Origin of the sequence: Actinokineospora alba (assembly GCF_004362515.1) — a bacterium.
Lineage (GTDB): Bacteria > Actinomycetota > Actinomycetes > Mycobacteriales > Pseudonocardiaceae > Actinokineospora > Actinokineospora alba.
Map to the genome: position 1 here is coordinate 1,289,758 of NZ_SNXU01000001.1, position 21,852 is coordinate 1,311,609.

Here is a 21,852-nt window from a genome sequence, read left to right on the forward strand (position 1 = left end):
TCACCGCGCGTAAAGTACCCAGGTCACAGCCTCGGCGAAAGGTGGAAGATGCGTCCGACCAAGCGGTGCGAGAAATGACGCTGGCCGACCACTCCCCACCCCTGCACTACCCGACAGACCCGCTCGCCGGCGCCGCCGTGCGCGGGCTGGCTGTGTTCCGCGCGGGCCCCGAGAGCGCTCCCCGCACCCTCATCGACATCCTCGACACGACCGCCGCCCTGCACCCGGACGCCCCCGCGCTCGACGACGGCACCACGGTCCTGGCCTACCGCAAGTTGCTCGCGGAGGTCGACACGCTGCGTCGCTCACTCAACGACGCGGGCATCGGCCTCGGCGACCGGGTCGGCGTGCGGGTCCCGTCCGGCTCGGTCGACCTGTATGTCTCGATCCTGGGCGTCCTCGCCGCGGGCGCCGCCTATGTCCCGGTCGACTTCGACGACCCGCACGAGCGCGCCGACCTGGTCTTCACCGAGGCCGACGTCGCCGCCGTGCTCGGCGAGGGCCGCGCGTTGACCCCGCGCGGGACCCCGCTGGGCCACCTCGGCACGCCGTCGCCCGACGACGACGCCTGGATCATCTTCACCTCGGGATCGACCGGGAAGCCGAAGGGCGTCGCGGTCAGCCACCGCTCGGCCGCCGCGTTCGTCGACGCCGAGGCCGACCTGTTCCTGCCCGACGAGCCGATCGGCCCGGACGACCGGGTGCTGGCCGGACTGTCCGTCGCGTTCGACGCCTCCTGCGAGGAGATGTGGCTGGCCTGGCGCAACGGCGCCTGCCTGGTCGCGGCACCCCGCGCGCTCGTGCGCACCGGCGTCGACCTGGGCCCGTGGCTGGTCGAGCGGGAGATCACCGTGGTGTCCACGGTTCCCACGCTCGCCGCGCTCTGGCCGTCCGACGCGCTCGACGACGTCCGGCTGCTGATCTTCGGGGGCGAGGCCTGCCCGCCCGAGCTGGCCGAGCGCCTCGCGGTGCCGGGTCGCGAAGTCTGGAACACCTACGGGCCGACCGAGGCGACCGTGGTGGCCTGCGGCGCGCGGATGACGGGCGAGGGCCCGGTGCGGATCGGGCTGCCGCTCGACGGCTGGGAACTGGCCGTGGTCGACGCCGACGGCGAACTGGTGCCGATGGGCGGCTCCGGCGAGCTGGTCATCGGGGGCGCGGGCCTGGCCCGCTACCTCGACCCGGTCAAAGACCAGGAGAAGTTCGCACCGCTGCCCACCCTGTCCTGGTCGCGCGCGTACCGAAGCGGCGACTTGGTCAAGGCCGAGCCCGAGGGCCTGCTGTTCCTGGGCCGGGCCGACGAGCAGATCAAGCTCGGCGGCAGGCGCATCGAGCTGGGCGAGGTCGACGCGGCACTTCAGGCGCTGCCCGGGGTCGCGGGCGCCGCGGCCGCCGTGCGCACCACGAAGGCCGGAAACCAACTGCTCGTCGGTTACGTCGTGGCGGGCGAGGAGTTCGACCAGAGCGCCGCGGTGGAGCGCCTGCGCACCGCGCTGCCCGCCGCCCTCGTGCCGTTGCTCGCGAAGGTCGACACACTGCCCACGCGCACGTCCGGCAAGGTCGACCGGGCGGCGCTGCCCTGGCCGCTCCCGGCTCTCGACACCACCGCGGTCGACCTGGGGGCGATGTCACCCACCCAGGCCTGGCTCGCCGGGCTGTGGACCGAACTGCTCGGCATCGGCATCGGCGACCCGGACGCCGACTTCTTCACCCATGGCGGCGGCAGCCTGTCCGCCGCTCGACTCGTGTCCCGGATTCGGGAGACGCACCCGACCATCTCGGTGTCCGACGTCTACCAGCACTCCAGGCTGTCCGCGCTGGCGAAGCTGATCGACGCCACCGCGGGCAGCGTCCGCGACGAGCGGGTCGTGGCCCCGACACCGCGCAAAGCGCAGGTCATCCAGGTCCTCGCGACGATCCCGATGCTGTCGGTGGTCGGCGCGCGATGGGTGGTCACGCTCGCCGCGCTGAACAACCTCATCCAGCTCCCCTGGGCGCCCACGGTGTCGTGGTGGCTGGTCTTCGCGGGCTGGCTGGCGTTCCTGAGCCCGTGGGGCCGCATGGCGATCGCCGCGGGAACCGCGCGGCTGCTGCTGCGGGGCGTGCGACCCGGCCGCTACCCGCGCGGGGGCGGCGTGCACCTGCGGCTGTGGGCGGCCGAGCGGATGGTCGAGCTGAGCGGCGCGACCAACCTGGCGGGCGCCCCCTGGATGGCACACTACGCGCGCGCTCTGGGCGCACGCGTCGCTGAGGACGTCGACCTGCACTCGCTGCCGCCGGTCACCGGCCTGCTCAAGCTCGGCCGGGGCGCGGCGATCGAGCCGGAGGTGGACCTGTCCGGCCACTGGCTCGACGGCGACGTCCTGCACATCGGCCGCATCCGGGTCGACGCGGACGCGACCGTGGGCTCACGCAGCACGCTGTTCCCCGGCGCTCGGATCGGCAAGCGTGCCGAGGTGGCGCCCGGTTCCGGCGTCCAGGGATCGGTGCCCACGGGCCAGCAGTGGTCCGGGTCGCCGGCGACTCGCACGGGCAAGGCGTCGCATCGCGCGACCCGGCCGCCTCGGCGCAAGCGCTGGGTCGCGGCGTACGCGGTGGCGTCGTTCGCGCTGAGCCTGCTGCCGGTGGTCGCCGCGGTGCCCGCGCTGCTGATTCTGTCGTCGTTCGTCTCCGGCACGGCCACCCTCAGCGCGGCGCTGGGGCAGGCTCTGCTCGCGGTGGCGCCCGCGACGCTGTCCTGGCTGGTGGCGTACGCGCTGCTGATCCTGGTGTCGGTGCGGGCGCTGAGCATCGGCCTGCGCGCGGGTCGCCACCCGGTGCACAGCCGGATCGCGTGGCAGGCGTGGGCGACCGAGCGGCTGATGGGGATCGCGCGGGTCGGGCTCTATCCGCTCTACGCGAGTCAGCTGACCCCGGTCTGGCTGCGTGCGCTGGGCATGAAGGTCGGCCGCGGTGTCGAAGCGTCGACGGTTCTCGCGCTGCCGAGCCTGACCACGATCGACGACGGCGCGTTCCTCGCCGACGACACCATGATCGGGTCCTACGAACTCGGCGGCGGCTGGCTGCGGATCGCGGCCGCACGGGTCGGCAAGCGGGCGTTCCTGGGCAACTCCGGCATGACCGCGCCCGGGCGCAAGGTGCCCAAGCGCGGCCTGGTCGGCGTGCTGTCGTCGACCCCGAAGAAGGCGAAGGCGGGCTCGTCCTACCTGGGGATGCCGCCGATGAAGCTGCCGCGCACGGTCGAGACGGGCGATGAGAGCACGACCTTCGACCCGCCGACGCGGTTGAAGATCGCGCGGGGGCTGGTCGAGCTGTGCCGGATCGTGCCGGTGATGGCGTCGCTGGCGCTCGCGGTGCTGGTGGCGGCCGGGTTCGAGGCGCTCGCCGCTTCGACGGGGTTCGGCGTGGCTTTGGCGCTTAGCGGGGTGTTGCTCTTCGGGGCAGGGATCACCGCGTGTGCCGTCGCGATCATGGCGAAGTGGGTCCTCGTGGGCCGGTTCACGGCGATCGAGCGTCCGCTGTGGAGCGGTTTCGTGTGGCGCGACGAGCTGGCGGACACGTTCGTGGAGATGCTCGCGGTGCCGTGGTTCGCCACCTCCGCGCAGGGCACGCCGCTGCTGACCGTGTGGCTGCGCGGGTTGGGCGCCAAGATCGGCCGCGGCGCCTGGGTCGAGACGTACTGGCTGCCCGAGTACGACCTGGTCCGCATCGGCGACGGCGCCACGGTCAACCGGGGCTGCGTGCTGCAGACCCACCTGTTCCACGACCGGATCATGAGCATGTCGGCGGTGACCGTCGGCGACGGCGGCACGCTCGGCCCGCACGGCATCGTCCTGCCCGGCGCGTCGATCGGAGACCAGGCCACCGTGGGCCCGGCGTCGCTGGTCATGCGGGGTGAGTCGGTGCCCGGCGGGAGCCGCTGGCTGGGCAACCCGATCGCGGCGTGGCCCGGCTGCTGTTGAATGGGGCCATGAGCGCCAAGGCTGATCCGGCTCGCGCCGGGGAGCCCGGCGCCACCACGTCGGCCGACGCCTATCTCCCGCAGCACGGCAACGGCGGCTACCGGGTCACGCACTACGACCTCGAACTGGACTACCGGGTCGGCCCTGGCAGGCTCGACGGGCTGGCCCGGCTGACGCTGGCGCCGACGCACGCGCTGAGCCGGTTCAGCCTCGACTTCGGCAAGCTGCGGGTCACCAAGGTGACCGTCGCAGGCAAGGCCGTCCGCTACGCCCAGCGCGGGACGAAGCTGCACATCACGCCCGCCCGGCCGCTGCCCGCGCTGAGCCCGGTGGCGGTGGAGGTCCGCTACGTCGGCTCGCCCGAGCCGGTTCCGACGGTGTGGGGTGAGCTGGGCTGGGACTACCTCGACGACGGGGTCATCGTGGCGAGCCAGCCGATCGGGTCGCCGTCGTGGTTCCCATGCAACGACCACCCGAGCGACAAGGCCACGTACCGGATCGCGGTGACCGTGGCGTCGCCGTACCAGGTGGTGGCCAACGGGGTGCTCGAGTCGCGGCGGACGTCGGCGTCGACGACCACCTGGGTGTACCGGCTGGCCCAGCCGACTTCGGCGTACCTGATCAGTGTCCAAATCGGACGGTATGTGCTCAGCGGCGCCGGGACCGTGCACGCGGCGGTGCCCGCGCGGCTGATGGTGCCCTTCCAGTACGACTTCGGCAGGCAGCCGAGAATGCTGGCGGAGTTCGGCGAACTGTTCGGCCCGTACCCGTTCGACCGCTACGGCGTGGTGGTCGTGGACGCGGAGCTGGACGCGCCGGTGGAGGCGCAGGCGCTGTCGATCTTCGGATCGAACCACGTCGACGGTAAGCGCGGCTCGGAGAACCTGGTGGCGCACGAGCTGGCGCACCAGTGGTTCGGCAACAGCCTCACCGTCGCGGAGTGGCGGCACATCTGGCTCAACGAGGGCTTCGCGACGTACGCGGAATGGCTGTGGTCGGAGGTCTCCGGCGGGGACAGCGCCGACGCCCACGCCCGCCGGTCCTGGCGCGAAGTCGTTGCCCAGCCACAAGATCTGCGGCTCGCCGATCCCGGCATGCAGAAGATCTTCGACGACCGTGTCTACCTGCGCGGCGCCATGGCGCTGCACGCGCTGCGGATTCGCTTGGGGGACGGCGCTTTCTTCGCGTTACTGCGCGAATGGACGTCCACCCACCGACACGGCGTGGTCACCACGGAGGCGTTCACGACGATGGCCCAGCGGCACACGCCGTGGCCGCTCACCGAGCTGTTCGCCAGGTGGCTGTTCGACGCCACTTTGCCGCCGCTGCCGAGTAAGTAGCGGAGCCGCCTCACCGAGCGGCTCCGCTCCACATCCCATTCGACGCCGCCACTCGTCGTCCGGGCTGGCCTGGGTCAATGGTGCGCCGGCGGGTGCCGTGAACGCGAGCGAATTAGGACGAGAGCAGCGCGTCGAGCCCGGCTGCGACGACCCGGTCGGCGTCCTCGCGGTACTTGAGGACCGCACCGAGGGTGACGGCCGCGCTCGCCGCGTCGAGTTCCGTGCGGTTCAGCGCGAGCAGCGCCCGCGCCCAGTCGATCGACTCCGCCACACCGGGCGGCTTCAGCAGCTCCGCCGCCCGCAGTTTCCGCACCGCGGAAGCGACCTGTGTGGACAGACGCTCGCCGATGCCCGGCACCCGGCGGCGCAGGATGGCGACCTCACGCGCCAGATCCGGGTGCTCCAGCCAGTGATAGAGGCACCGCCGCTTCAGCGCGTCGTGCACCTCACGGGTGCGGTTGGAGGTGAGGATCACCAGGGGCGCCACGGATGCGCGGATCTCGCCGAGCTCCGGGATGGTGACCGCGTTCTCGCTGAGGACCTCCAGCAGGAACGCCTCGAACTCGTCGTCGGCCCGGTCGACCTCGTCCACCAGGAGCACGCACGGCGCTTCCTCCAGAGCCCGCAGCAACGGCCGCGCGAGCAGGAATCGGCGGCTGTACAGCGACTTCTCCGCTTCGTCGGGGTCCAGCCGACCGGGGGACGCGGCCTCCAGGGCCCGCAGGTGCAGGAGCTGGCGGGGGAAGTCCCAGTCGTAGAGGGCCTGGGTGGCGTCGATGCCCTCGTGGCACTGCAGCCGGATCAGCTCGACACCCAGTGCCTCGGCCAGCGCGGTGGCCAGCGACGTCTTGCCGGTGCCGGGCTCGCCCTCGCAGAACAGCGGGCGGCCCATCCGCATGGCGAGGAACGCCGCGGTGGCCAAACCCTCGTCCGCCAGGTAGCCGACACCGTCGAGCGCGGCGGCGACGTCACGCGGCTGCTCCATCCAGCCACAGTATCCGCGCGGGCACCCGGGGACGACCCCGAGACGAAAACCAGGGTCGTTCCCCGATGTCCGGGCGGCCGCGGTCGAGCAACCTTGAGGTATGACGAACTACAGCGATGGACACACCAAGACCACCCGCACGCTGCGCCGCAGCCGGACCGACAAGATGGTCGCCGGTGTGTGTGGCGGTATCGCGAAGATGCTCGGGATCGACGCCGCCCTGGTGCGGATCGGCCTCGTCGTGGCCACGATCCTCGGCTTCGGCACCGGCGCGCTGATCTACCTGGCCTGCTGGATCCTGATGCCGGAGGAAACCGCCTAAGATCTCGACGCGTGACCGACCGCACGGGAACCGCCAAAGTGCTGGTCCTGATCGCCTCCGCCGTGCTGTTCGCCTCGGCCGGGGTGGTGTGCTTCCTGGTCGCGCTCTTCGCGCCCACGATGCGCGGCTGGCCGTACTCGGGAGCGGTCGCCTTCATGGCGATCACGGTGCTGACGGTGGCGCTGGCGATCTTCCTGACGCTGCGGGCGCGGACCGCTCAGCGGGTGGTCCTGGGCGGCTGCGCGACGCTGGTGATCGGGGCGGCCATAGCGGTGGGGACGCTATTGGTGCTGATCACCTAGGAAGCCGGTCAGCAGCGCGCGGAGCTCCTTGCGGTGCGTGACCAGCGGATACGCCGAGGGCAGGACCTCGAGTCGGGAGTTCGGGAAGGCCTCGGCGGCTTCGTGGGCGACTTCGAGCGGGTGCAGCGGGTCGTCCTCGGCGGCGATGATCAGGACTTCCGCCCGGACGTTCCGCAACGCTGCCGGGTCAGGCACGGGGACCTGCGTCGCGACGGCGTGCAGGGCCGGGCCCAGGCGCATGAGTGCGTCGGCGCGGTCTTCGAGGTAGGAGCCCGCGCCCGGGAGGACACCCAGCAGGTCGCGCAGGCCCGCGCGGTCACCGGCGTCGACGGCGGCGGCCATCGCCTCGACGAGGTGCGCGTTGGTCCGGGGGCGCGACAGGGCGGCGGGGAACATCAGGACGAGCCGGTCGAAGCGGTCCGGCTCGGTGCTGACCAGCGCGGCCAGCGCGGCGGCGCCGAGCGAGACGCCGACGGCCTGGGGCGCTTCGGTCTGGCCGATGGCCTTGGCCAGCGTCGGGTAGGTCCAGTAGTCGGCACGCGGATCGGGGGCGTCGGCGTGGCCGGGCAGCGTCAGCACGATTCGGGTGCCCGGCAGGCCGGACGCGGGGATGCGCGCCTCGCCCGCGGTGGCGCCGAGGCCGGGCACGACCAGGGTGACCGGGTCGCCGGACCCGTAGGCCCGGCGAATCACCAGCGTGGGCCGCGCTGGACCTCGATGAGCTTCGGGCGCACGTCCACCAGGTAGACCAGCGCGGCGACCAGGCCCGCCATCCAGAAGATCCAGCCTCTGCCCGCGAAACTGAACAGCAGCAAGGCGACCGTGGCGGCGGCGGTGATGCCGACCCAGGCGACCTTGGTCATCCGGTCGGCGGCGGAATAGGCGTCCGGCCGCTGCATCAGCGCGTGGACGAGCGCGAACACACCGACGGGGACGGCGGCCCAGTCGATGACTCGCAAGATCCAGAAAGCGGTCTCCGGCACGTGCCCAGCCTACGTGCGCGACCGGCCGCTCCACCACACACGTGTCTGTTAGCGCTTCGCGCTAGTTGGGTAACCGGTAGTTGTGACAGACCGCACGGACCAGTTGCAAGCAGAGTGCTTGCAACTGCTAGCGGTAGCGCGTAGCGTCGGAACTGTCACAAGGAGGCTGGATGGACGAGGTCGGAACCGGCGAGGCCAGGGCGATCGACAAGGTCGCCGACCTCGGACGCGACATCGGTGAATACATCAAGCACCAGCGCAACTCGGCGAAGATCTCGCTGCGGCAGCTCTCGAAGCTCGCTGGTGTGTCCAACCCGTACCTCAGCCAGATCGAACGTGGTCTGCGCAAGCCCAGTGCCGAGATCTTGCAGCAGATAGCCAAGGGGCTTCGGATTTCCGCCGAAGCGCTCTACGTCCAGGCGGGGATCCTCGATCTCCCGGCGGGCGGCCCAGTGGTCGACGCCGTGCGGGCAGCCGACGAGCTGACCGAGCGGCAAAAGCAAGTCCTGCTTGACATCTATGAGTCATTCCGGCGCGAGAACGCCAACCAGTCCACAGTGGAGGGGTCTGATGTGGACGACGAAACTCTCAAGACGGACCCCACCTTCAAGGAGTGAGTTTTCCATGACCAAGAGCCCTGACGTCCGCAAGGCCGGCGAGCAGGCCGCCGCCGCGGTGAACACCGCCGTCGAGCAGGTCCGCACCCCGCTGCTGGCCGCCCTGGGCGCCGGTGACCTGGCCGCCAAGGCCGTCGCCGACGCGGTGAACAAGGCCAAGGTGCGTGCCGAGTCCACCAAGACCGCCGCCGCCGACCTCCCGACCGAGCTCTCGGGCCTGCGCGAGAAGCTGGACCCGGCCGAGCTGCGCAAGCTGGTCGACGAGTACACCGAGGCCGCGGTGAAGCTGTACCAGAAGCTGGCCGACCAGGGCGAGGACGCGCTGGACAAGCTCAAGGCGCAGCCGCAGGTCAAGAGGGTCGTCGAGCAGCTCGAGGAGGCCATCGAGGCCGCCCAGCACCGCGCCGGAGACGTCGCGGGCGACGCCCGTGCGCTGGCCGAGGACATCCTGGCCAAGGTGACCCGCAAGACCCGCTCGGTCGGCGAGAAGACCGCCGTGCGCACCCAGAAGGTCGCCGCCGAGGTCGCGGAGGCCATCGAGGAGGCCGGTGACGAGGCCGCTTCGGAGGTCCGCAGCACCACCCGCCGCGTGGCGAACAAGACGGCCCCGGCCCGCAAGCCCGCCGCCCGCAATACCACGACGGCTTCCACCACGAAGACCACCAAGTAAATCCCCCGACGGCAAGGCCCCGGTTCGAGAAATCGAACCGGGGCCTTGACGTCTGTGGGCACTTTTCAGCAGCCCACTGATGCGAGCGTGGATCGCCCGCCCGCACCGACCCTGAACAAAGTCCCCACCCACCACGGGGGGCTGCCCTTGGCCAGTCGTCGTCGTAGCCCTGCATTTTCACCGGGGCCGAGCCGCCGTCGCCGAGTTCGGCCACCATCACGCCGCACTCGTGGACAGCACAGCTCACCCGCGTCGGCGTGGCTGTTGGGGCGGACTGGACGGCCGACGCCACTTGGTCCAGCGCGGTGTCGATGAGGCGTTCTCTATCGGGGGTGGGGGTGTGCGGGGCGGGTGTGCGGAATGCTGTGGATAACACCCTCCAGGCTGTGGATAACCTTGGGACTGCTGTTGACAGCGGGGCGGAAACTGTGGGCAACCAGCGAAGATGGTTGTGGACAGGCTGGGGGCACACCTGTGGGCAACTGGGGTGGATCTGTGGATAACTCTGGCCCGGGCCGGTCAGGGCAGGCGGGCGAGTAGCCAGTCGGCGACCGCGGCGGTCGTTTCCTCGACGGTGGCGGTGGTGGTGTCCAGGAGGTCCATCGGCGGCGAGGTGGTGGCCGCGTTCTCCTTGACCCAGGTGTTGAAGCCGAGCATGTCGGTGATGCGCTGCTCGTCGTCCCAGCCGCGCCAGGACGGGCGGGCTCGCAAACGCTTGCTCAACACGTCGTCATCGGCTACCAGCGACAGGTAGTGGATCTCCGAGAACAGGACGCGTTCCGGGCGGTGTTCCAGTTGTGGGGGCGCCACCGTGCCGCAGAGGACGACCGGGCGGCCGCTCTGGTGGATGGTGGCCGCCATGCGCAGCCAGATTCGCCGGAAGGAGGCGTAGTCGTCTTCGGGGTCGTGGAGGGCGTCGACCCAGAGGAGGTCCTGCTCGAGCACCACCGCGCGGTCGCCGAGCAGTTTCGTGAGACCCCGGCAGACCGTCGACTTGCCCGTCCCGCTGGGTCCGGTCACGGCGAACATCGGGAGCCGCCGGAACGGCTCCCGATGCCCACATCGCGCACAGACGAGGACAGAGTCTTCGACCGCGGGTGCGTCGGCCCACTCACCGCAGGCCGCGCAGATCATCGGGTTCAGTCGAAGAGCTCTTCGAGGAAGCTCTTGCGCTTCTTCTTGTAGTGACCGCCGTGGCCCCCGTAGCCGGCGTGGCCGTACCCGGGGGGCGAGTCACGGTATCCGGGAGGCGAGTCCCGGTAACCGCCGTGCTGCTGCACGGGCGGCGGGTAGTGCTGTGCGGGTGGCACATGCGGAGCAGGCGCACCCTGGTAAGGCGGCGGGGCCGCAGCCGTCGTGTATCGCTGCTCGGCACCGACGATCTGCTCGAGCTCGCCGCGGTCCAGGAAGATCCCGCGGCAGCCGTCGCACTGGTCGATGTGGATGCCGAGACGATCCACCGTACGCATCGCGTTCTGACACTTCGGACAAATCACGTCGCCAGCCTACGCAAAGTCGCATGCCGGTGTCCGCATAGCTTGATCAGACATCCGAACGTGGCGCTTTGTGGCCTGCTCGCACATGGTCCGCCCCGGCCGCCGAACCTAACGTCGGCACCCATGAGCAGTGATCCCCTTGACCCCCTCGACGGTCGCTCCGCGCTGGTCACCGGCGGGGCGAGCGGGATCGGCCGGGCGTGCGCGCGGGCGCTGGCGGCGGCGGGCGCGAAGGTGCACGTCGTCGACCGGGACCTGCCGGGCGCCGAACTGGTGGCCGCCGAGGTCGGCGGCTGGGCGCACGGGGTGGACCTGTCCGACCCCGCCGCGCTCGACACCCTGCCGACCGACGTCGACGTCCTGGTCAACAACGCCGGGCTGCAGCACGTGGCCGCCCTGCACGAGTTCCCGCCGGAGCGGTTCGACCTGATCCAGCGGGTCATGGTGACCGCGCCGTTCCTGCTGATCCGCCGGTCCCTGCCGCACATGTACGCCCGCGGCTGGGGCCGGATCGTCAACATCTCCAGCGTCCACGGCCTGCGGGCCAGCGCGTTCAAGTCCGCCTACGTCGCGGCCAAGCACGGGCTGGAGGGGCTCTCGAAGGTCGCCGCCATCGAGGGCGCCCCGCACGGGGTGACCAGCAACTGCGTCAGCCCCGGCTACGTCCGGACCCCGCTGGTGCAGAACCAGATCGACGCCCAGGCCCGCGAGCACGGGATCGGCGCCGACGAGGTCGTCGAGCGGGTGCTGCTCGACCGCGCCCCGGTCAAGCGGCTGATCGAGCCCGAGGACGTGGCCGAACTCGTGCGCTGGCTCTGCGGACCGCACGCGGGCCACCTGACCGGGGCCTCGGTCCCGGTCGACGGCGGCTGGACCGCGACCTGATCCCCATAACCTCCGGAAAGAGGTGACTCCCCTTGGCATCCGACAAGTCGTTCGTGCGCATCGTGAGCGCGAGCCTGATCGGCACGACGATCGAGTGGTACGACTTCTTCCTCTACACCTCCGCCGCGGCCCTGGTATTCAACAAGCTGTTCTTCCCCAACACCGATCCACTGACCGGCACCCTGCTGGCGTTCCTCACCTACGCGATCGGGTTCCTGGCCCGGCCGATCGGTGGGCTGGTGTTCGGCCACTTCGGCGACAAGATCGGCCGCAAGCAGCTGCTCGTCGTCAGCCTCCTGCTGATGGGCGGCTCGACGTTCGCGATGGGTCTGCTGCCCACCTACGCGGCCATCGGCGTGGGCGCGCCGATCCTGCTCACGCTCCTGCGGCTGATCCAGGGTTTCGCGCTGGGCGGCGAGTGGGGCGGTGCGGTGCTGATCGTGTCCGAGCACGGCGACGACAAGCGCCGCGGGTTCTGGGCGTCGTGGCCGCAGTGCGGCGCGCCGGGCGGGAACCTGCTGGCCACCGCCGTTCTGGCGGTGCTCGCCGCGGTGCAGACCGACGAGGCGTTCATGTCGTACGGCTGGCGGATCCCGTTCCTGCTCTCGGGTGTCCTCGTGGTGATCGGCCTGTGGATCCGGCTCACCGTCACCGAGTCGCCGGTGTTCCTCGCCGCGCAGGCGAAGGCCGCGGAGCGCGAGGAGAAGCACGTCCCGGTGGTCGAGGTGTTCCGCGGCCACTGGCGGCGGGTGCTGATCGCGATCGGCGCGCGGATGGCGGAGAACGTGTCGTACTACGTGATCACCGCGTTCATCCTGGTGTACGTGACGACCGGTCTCGGCATGGCCAAGGGCGTCGGGCTCAACGCGGTGCTGATCGGGTCGGCCGTGCACTTCGTGTCGATTCCGTTGTGGGGCGCGCTTTCCGACCGGATCGGCCGCAGGCCGGTGTACCTGATCGGCGCGGTCAGCATGGCGGTGTGGAGCTTCGCGTTCTTCGCGCTGCTCGACACCAAGTCCCCCGCGACGATCATCCTGGCCGCCACCGTGGGCCTGGTGCTGCACGGTGCGATGTACGGGCCGCAGGCCGCGTTCTTCGCCGAGCAGTTCCCGACGCACGTGCGCTACACGGGGATGTCGGTCGGCAGCCAGCTGTCCTCGATCGCCGCGGGCGCGGTCGCCCCGCTGATCGCGGTGGCCCTGTTCCGGGAGTACAAGAGCACTATTCCGGTGTCGCTGTATGTGGTCGCGATGTGCGTGATCACCACGGTCGCGGTCCTCGCGGCCCGCGAGTCCAAGGGCGAGTCGCTGGGCGAGCGGGCCGGGGGCACGGCCCGCGAGCCGGTTCCGAGCGCGTCCTGACCAGCCCCGGGGCCATCCGCCACCACGGGTGGCCCCGGGGTTTCCACCTGGGGATTGCGTGAGGTGCGACGATGGCGACCGTGATGGCCGACGACGCCGTGCGCACGCTGCTCGACCTGCTCGCCCGTGGGGCGGGCGGGGAGCAGCTGGCGCAGGTGGCCGCCACCGCACGGGCCTCGGGCCTCGACGGCGCCGACCTCGCGCTCATCGAGCAAGCCACCGAGAACGCGCTGCGGGTGCGGCACACCGTCGCCGAGCACCGGCGGCGTGAGGCCGAGCTGACGGCCCTGTTCGACACGGCGAGCGACCTGGCCCGGCTGCGCGACACCGACGCGGTGCTGCGGTCGATCGTGCACCGGGCGCGGATGCTGCTCGGTGTGGACGTCTCGTACCTGACGATGAACGACGAGGTCGCGGGCCGCACATACATGCGAGTCACCGACGGCTCGGTGTCGGCGCTGTTCCAGCAGGTCACGCTGGCCATGGGTGAGGGTCTCGGCGGACTCGTCGCGCAGACCGCCCGGCCGTACGCGACCCGCGACTACTTCGCCGACGAGCGCTTCCGGCACACCAACCCGATCGACACCTCCGTGCGTGACGAGGGCTTGGCGGCGATCCTGGGTGTGCCGCTTCTGTTGGGCAGCAAGGTGATCGGCGTCCTCTACGCCGCCGACCGGACACCGCGTGACTTCGCCGCGGAGGAGGTCGCGCTGCTGGCCTCGCTGGCCGACCACGCCGCGATCGCCATCGACAACGCCCACCTGCTCGACGAGACCCGGCTCGCGTTGGCGGAACTCAACGGCGCCAACGAGACGATCAGCGCGCACAACGCCGCCATGCGCCGGGCCGAGGAGGCCCACGACAAGCTGATGGACGTCGTGCTGCGCGGCGGCGACGTCCCTGATGTCGCCGCCGCGGTCGCGGAAGTGCTGCACGGCGGCATCGCCGTGTACGACGCCGCTGGAGTCGAGCTGGCCCGGGTTGGCGCGGGATCGGCCCGGCTGTCGGCGAAAGCCGTGGGGAAGTCCCGCTCTTCCGGCCGGGCGGTGTCCACTCAGGACAACTGGGTCTGCGCGGTGCACGCGGGCCAGGAACTGCTGGGCAGTCTCGTGCTCACCGGCAGGCCCGAGTTGGCGGACGCGGACCGGCGCCTGTTCGAACGCGCGGGCGTGGTGACGGCGCTGCTGCTGATGCTGCGCCGGTCGGTGGCCCAGGCCGAGGACGAAGTCCGGGGCGAGCTGCTGACCGACCTGCTGACCGCCCCCGACCGCAATCCGGGCGCGTTGTTGGCCCGTGGCAGGCGATTGGGCGTCGACCTGACCGAGCCGCACGCGGTGCTGGTGGCCACCGCCGACCAGGTTCCGCGCCGCCGGCTGGCGCTCGCCGCCGCGCGCTATGGCGCGCTGGTGGGCGTGCACGCGGACCAGGTGGTCGTGCTGAGCCGGGAATCCGCGCCGGGGAAGCTGGCGGCACGGATGGCGACCGTGCTCGGGTCCACTTTGGACACCGACGTCACGGTGGGCGCCGCTGGTCCGGTGGCGGGCGTCAGCGCCCTGGTCGAGGCGCACGCGGAGGCGGCCAGGTGCCTGCGGTCGCTGCTCGCGCTCGGCCGGTCCGGGCAGGGCGGGTCGATGGCCGATCTCGGGTTCGTCGGCCTGCTGTTGGGCGAGGCCACCGATCTCGACGCCTATGTCCGATCGACCCTCGGCCCGGTCCTGGACTACGACGAGCGGCGGGGAACCGAGCTGCTGCGGACCCTGCGGGCGTACTTCTCCAGCGGCTCGAACCTGACCAAGGCCAAGGAGGTGCTGCACGTGCACGTGAACACCGTGGCGCAGCGGATGGAGCGGATCGGCTCACTGCTCGGCGATGACTGGCAAAGCCCGGAGCGTTCGCTGGAAATCCAGCTGGCCCTGCGGTTGCACGACGTCATGCCCTAGACAGCCCGGAGGGGCCCGTCACAAGACGAGCCCCTCCGGAAACAACCGGCTGCCTCACACAGCCGACCGTCAAAGCACTACTTGCCCGCGCGGTAGGCGGCCCAGGCGTTCGACATGCGGGTCGACTGGCCGGGGGTGAACTGGTTGTAGCAGTCGTCGTAGGAGTAGTCCATGTAGTTGTGGATCGGGTCCAGGCCCGGCAGGTTGCAGGAGTCACGGCCGGTCGGGCAGCCCGAGGTGGAGCTGGACTGCGCCGGAGTGTCGGCGACCTCGTCGTTGGTCGAGGTGCAGCCACCCTGGAAGGTGTGCCACAGGCCCATCCAGTGACCGGCCTCGTGGGTCAGGGTCTTGCCCTTGTCGAAGTTCGTCGCGCTGCCACCGGGAACGCTGGCGTAGTCGATCACGACGCCGTCGACGGTCGGGTTGCTGGAGTAGCTGGACGGGAAGGTGGCCCAGCCGAGGCCGCCGATGTCGGCCGACCACACATTGAGGGTGCTGGCACCGCCGACGCGGGTCGCGGACTTCATCTGCTTCTCGACGTTGGACCGGTCCGCCCTGGTGAACCAGGTGTGGTTCGACCAGCGCTTGGTTTCCTGCAGGGTGAAGGTGAAGCCGGTGTTCGCCGCGACGCCCGGCGCCTCGGCGCCCGCGAAGCCGTCGTTGAGGACCTTGATCTGCGCGGCGACCGTGGCGTCGGACATCGAGCCGACGCCGCCGTTGCCGGTGATGATGTGGAACACGACCGGGATGGTCGCGCCCGCGGCGTAGGCGCCGTTCGCCTTGAGCGAGGCGACCTTGAACCGCAGCTCACGGTTGATCCGCTGCGCCTCGTCCTGCGTGATCTCGTTGCGCTCGACGCCGGGGGCGGTGCCGGGCTTCACGCGGTCGGAGGAAAGCGTGCCCGCGCACAGTTCCGGGCGCAGTGCGGCGGTGGGGGTGCCGGTGTCGGCGACCGCGCCACCGGCCAGGGTCAGGCCACCGAGCGCGAGCGTCGCCGCGAGCATCACGGTGCGCGCACGCAAAGAACGATCCTGAGTCATATGTCCTCCATGCAGGGGAGTGGGACGCCTGGATCCTCACCGGGGCCGCATGCGCACTGGGGCATTTGTGACCTGGGTCACCTATTAACGTATTCCCATATATTGGTTCATTCTCGGGAGTACCCGCAGGTAGAAGCCGATATCGAAACAAGAGTTCCGGTCGGCGGGGTGCCATCCAGCCAACCTTCCAGGGCGTCGAACGCGGTCCGGAAGCACGGGCCGAGGGGGCGAAGCTTGTCGGGATAGACGTCGTAGAGGCCGTCGACGTGGGTCCCGCCGTCGATCCGGTAGTAGCGGTGCAGCGCGCTTCGGTCCTGTGTGGTCACAAGATCCGCGTAGACGTCCGAGCTGCGCGAGATCGGCAGCAGGGCGTCGAGGGTGCCGTGCAGCGTGATCAGTGGCTTGTGGATCCGACCGGTCAGCGAGATCCGTTCCACCGCCCGGTGCACCGATTTCGGTCGCGCGGCGTAGTCGTAGTCGGCGTCGCAGTTCGGGGTTCCGCTGACGCAGAAGGGAATACCGGCTTGGAGGTCGCCGTCGAAAGCGGGGTCGAACTCCTCGCGGTAGATGCGCTGGGTGAGATCCCAGTAGACCTGGTGGTGGAACGGCCACAGGAACTCCGAGCCCGGCGCGAAGCCCGCGTCGAGAATCGCTTGGTGCGCCGCGGGATCACCCGCCGCGTAGGCCGGGTAGTGGCGGATCGCGGCGGGGAGCGAGGTGAACATGTTCGGCCCCTCCTCGGTCCACAGCGTGCCTTCCCAGTCGACACCGCCGTCGTAGAGGCCGGGCCGGTTCTCCAACTGCCAGCGCACCAGGTACCCGCCGTTGGACAGCCCGGCCATGAGGGTGCGCGCCGGAGGACGGCCATAGTGTTGCGCCACAACGGCTTTCGCCGCGATCGTCAGCTGGGTGACCCGGGTGTTCCACTCGGCCACCGCGGCACCGGGCCGTCGGCCGTCGGTGTGGAAGCCGGTGCCGGTGTTGCCCTTGTCGGTCGCGGCGAACGCGTATCCGGCCGCGAGGACGTGGTCGGCGATCGCCCGGTCGTTGGCGTACTGCCTGCGCACCCCGGGGGCGCCGGAGATCACGAGCCCGCCGTTCCACCGGGCGGGCATCCGCAGGACGAACTGGGCGTCGGAGTTCCAGCCGTGGTGGGTGTTGCTCGTGGAGGTGTCGGCGAAGTGGCCGTCGAGCTGGACTCCGGGCACGGCCGCGGGCCTGGGCAGGCCCGCCGAGGTCAGCCCGGCCCAGTCGGCGGCGACGGTGTGACCGGTGACCGAGGTGCCCGCAGTGGTGAGGTCGTCGAGGCAGGCGGCCAGCTGCCGCTGCGCGCCGGGCACGCGCAGCCGGTCGGCCGCGCAGTGTCCACTGTGTTCAGTCGCGGCGGCGGGCCCGGCGGTGAGAGCCAGGCAGACCGCGGTCAGGGCGATGCGGGCGAACATCGGGAGGCCTCCACGTCGTCGGGGTGAAGGCCAACGTAGGGAGCGGGCGAGGGCACCGATATCCGGGTGATCCACACAATCCGGCCGCCAGATGTAGTGGTGATCACCGTGAGCGTCCGGTCAGCCGAAAGTGTGGTCCCGGACACAGAATGACCTTGGGCGATGGAGCCAACAGGTGAATCCGGTGGCGGGGCGCCGATCGCTGGGCTACACCTGAATCCGTGCATGAGGTGCTCGCCGAACTGGGAGTCCGTGCCGACCTGCTCGCGCCGCAACAGCTCAGCGAACTCGACGAACTCGGCTACTGCCGGTTCGACCGATTCCTGTCCCCGGTCCAGGTCGCCGCGGCGCTCGCCGACGTCGAGGTCCGGCTGCGGGAAAGCGGCACCCAGGGCGGAACCCTGCACCTGCGCGGACTGCTCGAAGCGGGCATGGTGTTCGACGCGTTCTGGCTGCGCCCGCACCTGCTCGCGGCGGTCCGGCACCTGTTGGGGCCGGAGTTCCGCATCAGCGAGATGCACTACCGGGCGAGCACCCCCGACCACGGCGGCCAGGCGCTGCACATCGACACCATCGACCGCGCGGGCCCTGGCCGGTGGCAGGTCTGCAACGCGGTGGTCGCGCTGACGGACTTCACGGCGGACAACGGCGCGACGCGGGTGGTCCCCGGGTCGCACCTCGACTACGGCTTCGTGGCCCCGCGTGGGCACGAGGACCATCCCGACCAGGTGGTGCTCGTGGGCCCGGCGGGGACGTGCTGGCTGTTCAACTCGCACCTATGGCACTCGGGGACGAAGAACCAGACCGGCCAGGTCCGCCACGCGGTGCTGACCAGGTTCCAGCGTCGAGGTGTCGCGGCACTGCTGGACACCTCGCCGTCGGACGGCACCATCGAGCGACTCGGCAGCGCGGCGTACCTCTTGATGTGAAAAATGTCAGCTGGGGACCGCCCCCGAAAACGGTCCCCAGCTGACAACCCCCGGCTATTCGGTTCGCATGGAGCTCAACCTGGTGGCGCCGCGCAGGAACGGCAGCGTCAGCAGGGAGACGAGCAGGCCCAGCACGGCCGCGGCCAGCGACATCGTCGCCACCCCCGCCCAGTCGACGATCAGGGTCGACGACCCCGCGAGGCGCATGACCAGAGCGGCGAGGACGACCCCGATCGCCACCGCCAACACCATTCCGAGGCCGATCGGCACCGCGATCTGCCAGAGCAGCGACCGGGCCAGCGCCCCGGTGGGGACACCACTCGCCGCGAGGATCGCCAGCGGGCGACGCCGTTCCCGGATGTGTTCCAGCGCCAGCACGAGCAGGCTGGTTCCGGCCAGCAGCAAGGTGAACAGCGACCCGATGAGCAGCCCGCGCCGGGCCGTCACGAACATCTGCTGGTTGGGATCTTCGTAGCGGGTGGAGGTGTAGGACGACATACCCACCTCCCAGCGCGCCAGTGCCACCGCCGTCCGAAGTCGTTCCATCGACTCCGGCGAACTGGTGTCGACGCCGATCCCGGAAGTCGACCCGACGGGTGGCGCGGCCGGACCGGAGGCGGGGGTGGTGATCAGCGCCCAGGACAGCGTGCTGGGCCAGTATTCGAGCACCCTGCGCGTCGGGGGCACGGTCCAGGTGCCGTACACCTTCAGCGCGCCGCTTTGGTCGTGGTAGACGGTGGAGAGCACTCGGCCCGGGGTCATGCCGTCGTCCGGCCGGTCCGCGCCCGGATGGACGAAGACCTGACCATCGGCGCAGTTGGTGATCTTGAGTTGGCGTTCGATCGTCGGGCAGTCGACGACTCGGACGGCCGTGGTGGACTCGCTGTCCGGGAACTTGACCTCGACTTCCCGGAACGTCGCGACCGACTGAGCCGGGTCGTGCCGCCGCAAGTTGTCGACCACCTTGTCGATCCCCGCGGGAGTGCCGATCACGGTCGCGTGGGACGGGACGGACGGCCCCCCATGCTCCCGGGGCACGTCGAACGTGACGGACAGAGACATGAGAACCGACTGCAGGGCGATCGCGCCCGCGAGCACGACCGCGACACCGCCGACGACCCTGGCCGACGTCCCGCTGTCGAGTTGCAGCCTGCGGATCGCCAGCTGCCACGAAGACGGACCGCCGCGCAACCCCGCCACCGTGCGCTCGACGACCCACGGCAACAGCAGCGGCACACCGATGAGGACAAGTGTGGCGCCGGTGGCGATGACGTAGGACCAGAGTTGGCTGTTGGCGCTGAGGCCATCGGCCGCCAGCAGGAGCGCGACCCCGGCACCGACTGTGGCGAACCGCCACACCATCCGGCGCCGGACCGGCTTGCTGAACCGCACCACGCCCAGCGGCTCGATGATCGTGCGGCGCAAGGCGAACTGCGCGGTGAGCACAGCTAGGACCGGGATCGCCAGCACGACCAGGACGACCATCCACCACACGGGAATCATGTCCGCCGGGTACACGCTGACATCCATCAGGCGAACGCCATCGGCCAGCTGACGGCCGACCAGGAACAGTCCCGCGCCGACCACCAACCCGGCCACGGCGCTCACCAGGCTCTCGGCGGCGGCGATGCGCCGGACTTGGGCACTGTCGGCTCCCACCAGCCGCAACGCGGAAAGCCTTCGATCCCGTTCCGCGCCCGCGATCCTGGTGCTGGACGCCACAAAGATGAACACCGGAACGAGCAGCGCCACGGATCCCAAGAGCAGCAAGAGAAGCAGGCCCGGGTCGAGCGGGACACCCCCCAGGCCAACGCCGAAGCCGTACACCTCTCGGCCGTTGCCGACGATCTCCGGTCCGACCCCGACATAGGCGCGGGCGTCACCGGGATCGGCCACCGCGGACGCGTCGATCAATCCCGCCGTGTGGTACGGAAGTCGCTCGCGCAGCAACTCGGATCCAGGCGCCGACAACAGGTCGGCCAGTCCGGGCGTCACGTACATCTCGCCCGCGAGGGGCACCGACGGCAGGCCAGGCGGCACCGGCGAAGTGGGACCGCTCGGCCACACGTAGCTGATCTCGATGAACCGGTCACGGAATTCGGTGCCGCTGTGGGCGTGGACCAGCGGGTCGACGCCGTCGATCTTGGGGAATTCGCGGGCCTGGGCCGCTTCCACCCGCTCGTAGCGGGCGTCGATCATCGGGCCGACCGAGGATGCCAGGAGCAGGACCGCGACGGCGATCCCGATGCCGACCGTGCTCAGGACCAGCCTGGCCACCGAGGTCCGGCCGCCCCCGACGGCCAGCCGGACCCCGATGACCAGGTCGTTGAACCAGGCCTTCACTGCACCATCTCCACCTGGCGGGCGCGGCCGTCGCGGACGATGACCTCACGGTCGGAGTACGCGGCGACGCGCGGCTCGTGGGTGACGAGGACGATCGCCGCGCCGGTCTCCTTGGCCGTGTCGATGAGCAGGCGCATGACCTGCTCGCCGTTGAGCGAGTCCAGGGCGCCGGTCGGCTCGTCGGCGAAGATCACCTTCGGGCCGGTCACGAGCGCCCTGGCGACAGCGACCCGCTGCCCCTGGCCGCCGGAGACCTCACCCGGACGCTTGTCCGCCGTGCCGTCGACCTCCAGGCGCGCCAACCATTCCCGGGCGGACTCCTCGGCCTTGGCGCGGGCCAGGCCGCCGAGACGCAGCGGGAGGGCGACGTTCTCCAGGCAGGTCAACTCGGGGACGAGCTGGCCGAACTGGAACACGAAGCCGAACTCGGTGCGGCGCAACGCACTGCGGTCCTTGTCGGACATCGCCGACAACGTCTGTCCGTTGTAGACAACCGTGCCGGACTCGGGCGCGACGATCCCCGCCATGCAGTGCAACAGGGTCGACTTGCCCGAGCCGGACGGGCCCATGACCGCGACGATCTCCCCCGCGCCGACAGTCATCGACGCGCCGTCGAGCGCCGCGGTCTGGCTGTAGGTCTTGCGGAGATCGGTGCCGACCAGGACCGGCTCGGTCACGAGGCCACCTGCTTGCCGAGGTCGGCGAGCCTGGCCGTGGTCAGCTCCAGCCAGCGCAGGTCCGCCTCGAGGTGGAACAGCGCGTGGTCGCAGATGAGCTGGTCGGCCAGGTCGCCGCGCTGCTTGCGCACGGTCAGCTCGCGCATCGCCCGCAGGTGCGCGACGCGCTGGGCGTCGAGCACGTCGGCGGCGTTGCGGCCGGACATGAGAGCCAGGATCACCTTGGTGTAGAGCGCACTCTGCAGGTAGATCTCCGGCTTCTCCGGCGTCACGAGCCACTCCGCGACATCGGTAACGCCCGCGTCCGTGATCGCGTACCGCTTGCGTTCCGGACCGCCCCCAGGTTCGACACCGCTCTCCTCCACCAGTCCGTTGCGCAGCAGCCGCGAGAGCGTCGAGTAGACCTGCCCGTATGCCAGCGGGCGGTCGGCGCCGAAGTGCTCGTCGTAGGTGCGCTTCAGGTCATATCCATGCCTGGGTCCTGTTTCCAGGAGTCCGAGCAAGGCGTGTCCGATTGACATGACCCGAACTGTACCGCATGTGTATACACACTGCGAA

Annotated in this window: 20 protein-coding genes; 10 read left to right on the forward strand and 10 right to left on the reverse strand. The window is 70.5% G+C overall.

The genetic code is table 11. The features are described from left to right. Positions 1-74: 74 nt before the first annotated feature. Both C8E96_RS06120 and C8E96_RS06125 read left to right on the forward strand, forming a co-directional pair. On the forward strand, positions 75-3,962 hold the full coding sequence (locus C8E96_RS06120; RefSeq protein WP_091375867.1) for a Pls/PosA family non-ribosomal peptide synthetase: 3,888 nt from the start codon (positions 75-77) through the stop codon (positions 3,960-3,962). An 8-nt stretch (positions 3,963-3,970) separates the two neighbouring features. After that, positions 3,971-5,302: a M1 family metallopeptidase gene (locus C8E96_RS06125; RefSeq protein ID WP_091376951.1), complete on the forward strand. Its 1,332-nt coding sequence runs from the start codon at positions 3,971-3,973 to the stop codon at positions 5,300-5,302. A gap of 112 nt (positions 5,303-5,414) precedes the next feature. Here C8E96_RS06125 and C8E96_RS06130 read toward each other — a convergent pair whose 3' ends face one another. Further along, positions 5,415-6,287, reverse strand: a complete 873-nt coding sequence (locus C8E96_RS06130; protein ID WP_091375869.1) for an AAA family ATPase — start codon at positions 6,285-6,287, stop codon at positions 5,415-5,417. Positions 6,288-6,387: 100 nt separating this feature from the next. Here C8E96_RS06130 and C8E96_RS06135 point away from each other — a divergent pair, with 100 nt between their 5' ends. Next, positions 6,388-6,609: a PspC domain-containing protein gene (locus C8E96_RS06135; protein WP_091375872.1), complete on the forward strand. Its 222-nt coding sequence runs from the start codon at positions 6,388-6,390 to the stop codon at positions 6,607-6,609. An 11-nt stretch (positions 6,610-6,620) separates the two neighbouring features. After that, positions 6,621-6,911 carry a hypothetical protein gene (locus C8E96_RS06140; RefSeq protein WP_091375875.1) on the forward strand — a complete coding sequence of 97 codons (291 nt, stop codon included), beginning with the start codon at positions 6,621-6,623 and terminating at the stop codon, positions 6,909-6,911. Here the strand turns inward: C8E96_RS06140 and C8E96_RS06145 are convergent. Both C8E96_RS06145 and C8E96_RS06150 read right to left on the reverse strand, forming a co-directional pair. Continuing rightward, positions 6,891-7,604 carry an alpha/beta fold hydrolase gene (locus C8E96_RS06145; protein ID WP_228769928.1) on the reverse strand — a complete coding sequence of 238 codons (714 nt, stop codon included), beginning with the start codon at positions 7,602-7,604 and terminating at the stop codon, positions 6,891-6,893. The two genes, C8E96_RS06140 and C8E96_RS06145, sit on opposite strands and share 21 nt — an antisense overlap. Next, on the reverse strand, positions 7,601-7,894 hold the full coding sequence (locus C8E96_RS06150) for a DUF2516 family protein (RefSeq protein ID WP_091375878.1): 294 nt from the start codon (positions 7,892-7,894) through the stop codon (positions 7,601-7,603). The genes C8E96_RS06145 and C8E96_RS06150 overlap by 4 nt, the downstream gene beginning before the upstream one ends. 170 nt (positions 7,895-8,064) lie before the next feature. Between C8E96_RS06150 and C8E96_RS06155 the strand changes: the two genes are divergently transcribed. Beyond that, positions 8,065-8,511: a helix-turn-helix domain-containing protein gene (locus C8E96_RS06155; protein ID WP_176926774.1), complete on the forward strand. Its 447-nt coding sequence runs from the start codon at positions 8,065-8,067 to the stop codon at positions 8,509-8,511. A gap of 7 nt (positions 8,512-8,518) precedes the next feature. Continuing rightward, entirely contained in the window at positions 8,519-9,181 is a 663-nt protein-coding gene (locus C8E96_RS06160) for a hypothetical protein (RefSeq protein WP_091375880.1), read from the forward strand. Positions 9,182-9,700: 519 nt separating this feature from the next. Here C8E96_RS06160 and C8E96_RS06165 read toward each other — a convergent pair. Both C8E96_RS06165 and C8E96_RS06170 read right to left on the reverse strand, forming a co-directional pair. Then, complete coding sequence (locus C8E96_RS06165; protein WP_324187077.1) at positions 9,701-10,210, reverse strand: AAA family ATPase; 510 nt, start codon at positions 10,208-10,210, stop codon at positions 9,701-9,703. A 110-nt stretch (positions 10,211-10,320) separates the two neighbouring features. Then, positions 10,321-10,677, reverse strand: coding sequence for a TFIIB-type zinc ribbon-containing protein (locus C8E96_RS06170; protein ID WP_091375886.1), 357 nt, complete (start codon positions 10,675-10,677; stop codon positions 10,321-10,323). 123 nt (positions 10,678-10,800) lie between these two features. Between C8E96_RS06170 and C8E96_RS06175 the strand changes: the two genes are divergently transcribed. From C8E96_RS06175 to C8E96_RS06185, 3 genes are all read left to right on the forward strand, one after another. Continuing rightward, positions 10,801-11,562: a 3-hydroxybutyrate dehydrogenase gene (locus tag C8E96_RS06175; RefSeq protein ID WP_091375889.1), complete on the forward strand. Its 762-nt coding sequence runs from the start codon at positions 10,801-10,803 to the stop codon at positions 11,560-11,562. 32 nt (positions 11,563-11,594) lie between these two features. After that, the gene (locus tag C8E96_RS06180; RefSeq protein ID WP_091375892.1) at positions 11,595-12,923 is read left to right on the forward strand and encodes an MFS transporter; all 1,329 of its coding nucleotides are present in this window, start codon (positions 11,595-11,597) and stop codon (positions 12,921-12,923) included. Between the two features lie 71 nt (positions 12,924-12,994). Next, on the forward strand, positions 12,995-14,863 hold the full coding sequence (locus C8E96_RS06185) for a helix-turn-helix domain-containing protein (RefSeq protein ID WP_091375895.1): 1,869 nt from the start codon (positions 12,995-12,997) through the stop codon (positions 14,861-14,863). Between the two features lie 77 nt (positions 14,864-14,940). Here the strand turns inward: C8E96_RS06185 and C8E96_RS06190 are convergent, their stop codons facing one another. Beyond that, complete coding sequence (locus tag C8E96_RS06190) at positions 14,941-15,903, reverse strand: zinc metalloprotease (RefSeq protein ID WP_091375899.1); 963 nt, start codon at positions 15,901-15,903, stop codon at positions 14,941-14,943. Between the two features lie 107 nt (positions 15,904-16,010). Further along, entirely contained in the window at positions 16,011-17,345 is a 1,335-nt protein-coding gene (locus C8E96_RS06195) for a tannase/feruloyl esterase family alpha/beta hydrolase (protein ID WP_091375902.1), read from the reverse strand. A 221-nt stretch (positions 17,346-17,566) separates the two neighbouring features. Between C8E96_RS06195 and C8E96_RS06200 the strand changes: the two genes are divergently transcribed. Continuing rightward, positions 17,567-18,274 (forward strand): phytanoyl-CoA dioxygenase family protein, encoded by a 708-nt coding sequence (locus C8E96_RS06200; protein ID WP_166657889.1) that lies wholly within the window; start codon positions 17,567-17,569, stop codon positions 18,272-18,274. A 54-nt stretch (positions 18,275-18,328) separates the two neighbouring features. On the opposite strand, the gene C8E96_RS06205 is transcribed toward C8E96_RS06200, so the two are convergent. Genes C8E96_RS06205 through C8E96_RS06215 form a run of 3 tightly spaced genes read right to left on the reverse strand, consistent with a single transcriptional unit; the run spans position 18,329 to position 21,815 of the window. Beyond that, the gene (locus C8E96_RS06205) at positions 18,329-20,617 is read right to left on the reverse strand and encodes an FtsX-like permease family protein (RefSeq protein WP_091375908.1); all 2,289 of its coding nucleotides are present in this window, start codon (positions 20,615-20,617) and stop codon (positions 18,329-18,331) included. Next, on the reverse strand, positions 20,614-21,294 hold the full coding sequence (locus C8E96_RS06210; protein WP_228769930.1) for an ABC transporter ATP-binding protein: 681 nt from the start codon (positions 21,292-21,294) through the stop codon (positions 20,614-20,616). Before C8E96_RS06210 ends, C8E96_RS06205 begins: the two co-directional genes overlap by 4 nt. Continuing rightward, the gene (locus tag C8E96_RS06215) at positions 21,291-21,815 is read right to left on the reverse strand and encodes a PadR family transcriptional regulator (RefSeq protein ID WP_091375911.1); all 525 of its coding nucleotides are present in this window, start codon (positions 21,813-21,815) and stop codon (positions 21,291-21,293) included. The genes C8E96_RS06210 and C8E96_RS06215 overlap by 4 nt, the downstream gene beginning before the upstream one ends. Positions 21,816-21,852 lie beyond the last annotated feature (37 nt).

Bases quoted from the DNA above. Each gene is read 5' to 3' on its own strand.
- C8E96_RS06120 (WP_091375867.1), top strand. From the start codon at position 75: ATGACGCTGGCCGACCACTCCCCACCCCTGCACTACCCGACAGACCCG.
- C8E96_RS06125 (WP_091376951.1), top strand. From the start codon at position 3,971: ATGAGCGCCAAGGCTGATCCGGCTCGCGCCGGGGAGCCCGGCGCCACC.
- C8E96_RS06130 (WP_091375869.1), bottom strand. From the start codon at position 6,287: ATGGAGCAGCCGCGTGACGTCGCCGCCGCGCTCGACGGTGTCGGCTAC.
- C8E96_RS06135 (WP_091375872.1), top strand. From the start codon at position 6,388: ATGACGAACTACAGCGATGGACACACCAAGACCACCCGCACGCTGCGC.
- C8E96_RS06155 (WP_176926774.1), top strand. From the start codon at position 8,065: ATGGACGAGGTCGGAACCGGCGAGGCCAGGGCGATCGACAAGGTCGCC.
- C8E96_RS06160 (WP_091375880.1), top strand. From the start codon at position 8,519: ATGACCAAGAGCCCTGACGTCCGCAAGGCCGGCGAGCAGGCCGCCGCC.
- C8E96_RS06165 (WP_324187077.1), bottom strand. From the start codon at position 10,210: ATGTTCGCCGTGACCGGACCCAGCGGGACGGGCAAGTCGACGGTCTGC.
- C8E96_RS06175 (WP_091375889.1), top strand. From the start codon at position 10,801: ATGAGCAGTGATCCCCTTGACCCCCTCGACGGTCGCTCCGCGCTGGTC.
- C8E96_RS06185 (WP_091375895.1), top strand. From the start codon at position 12,995: ATGGCGACCGTGATGGCCGACGACGCCGTGCGCACGCTGCTCGACCTG.
- C8E96_RS06190 (WP_091375899.1), bottom strand. From the start codon at position 15,903: ATGACTCAGGATCGTTCTTTGCGTGCGCGCACCGTGATGCTCGCGGCG.
- C8E96_RS06195 (WP_091375902.1), bottom strand. From the start codon at position 17,345: ATGTTCGCCCGCATCGCCCTGACCGCGGTCTGCCTGGCTCTCACCGCC.
- C8E96_RS06215 (WP_091375911.1), bottom strand. From the start codon at position 21,815: ATGTCAATCGGACACGCCTTGCTCGGACTCCTGGAAACAGGACCCAGG.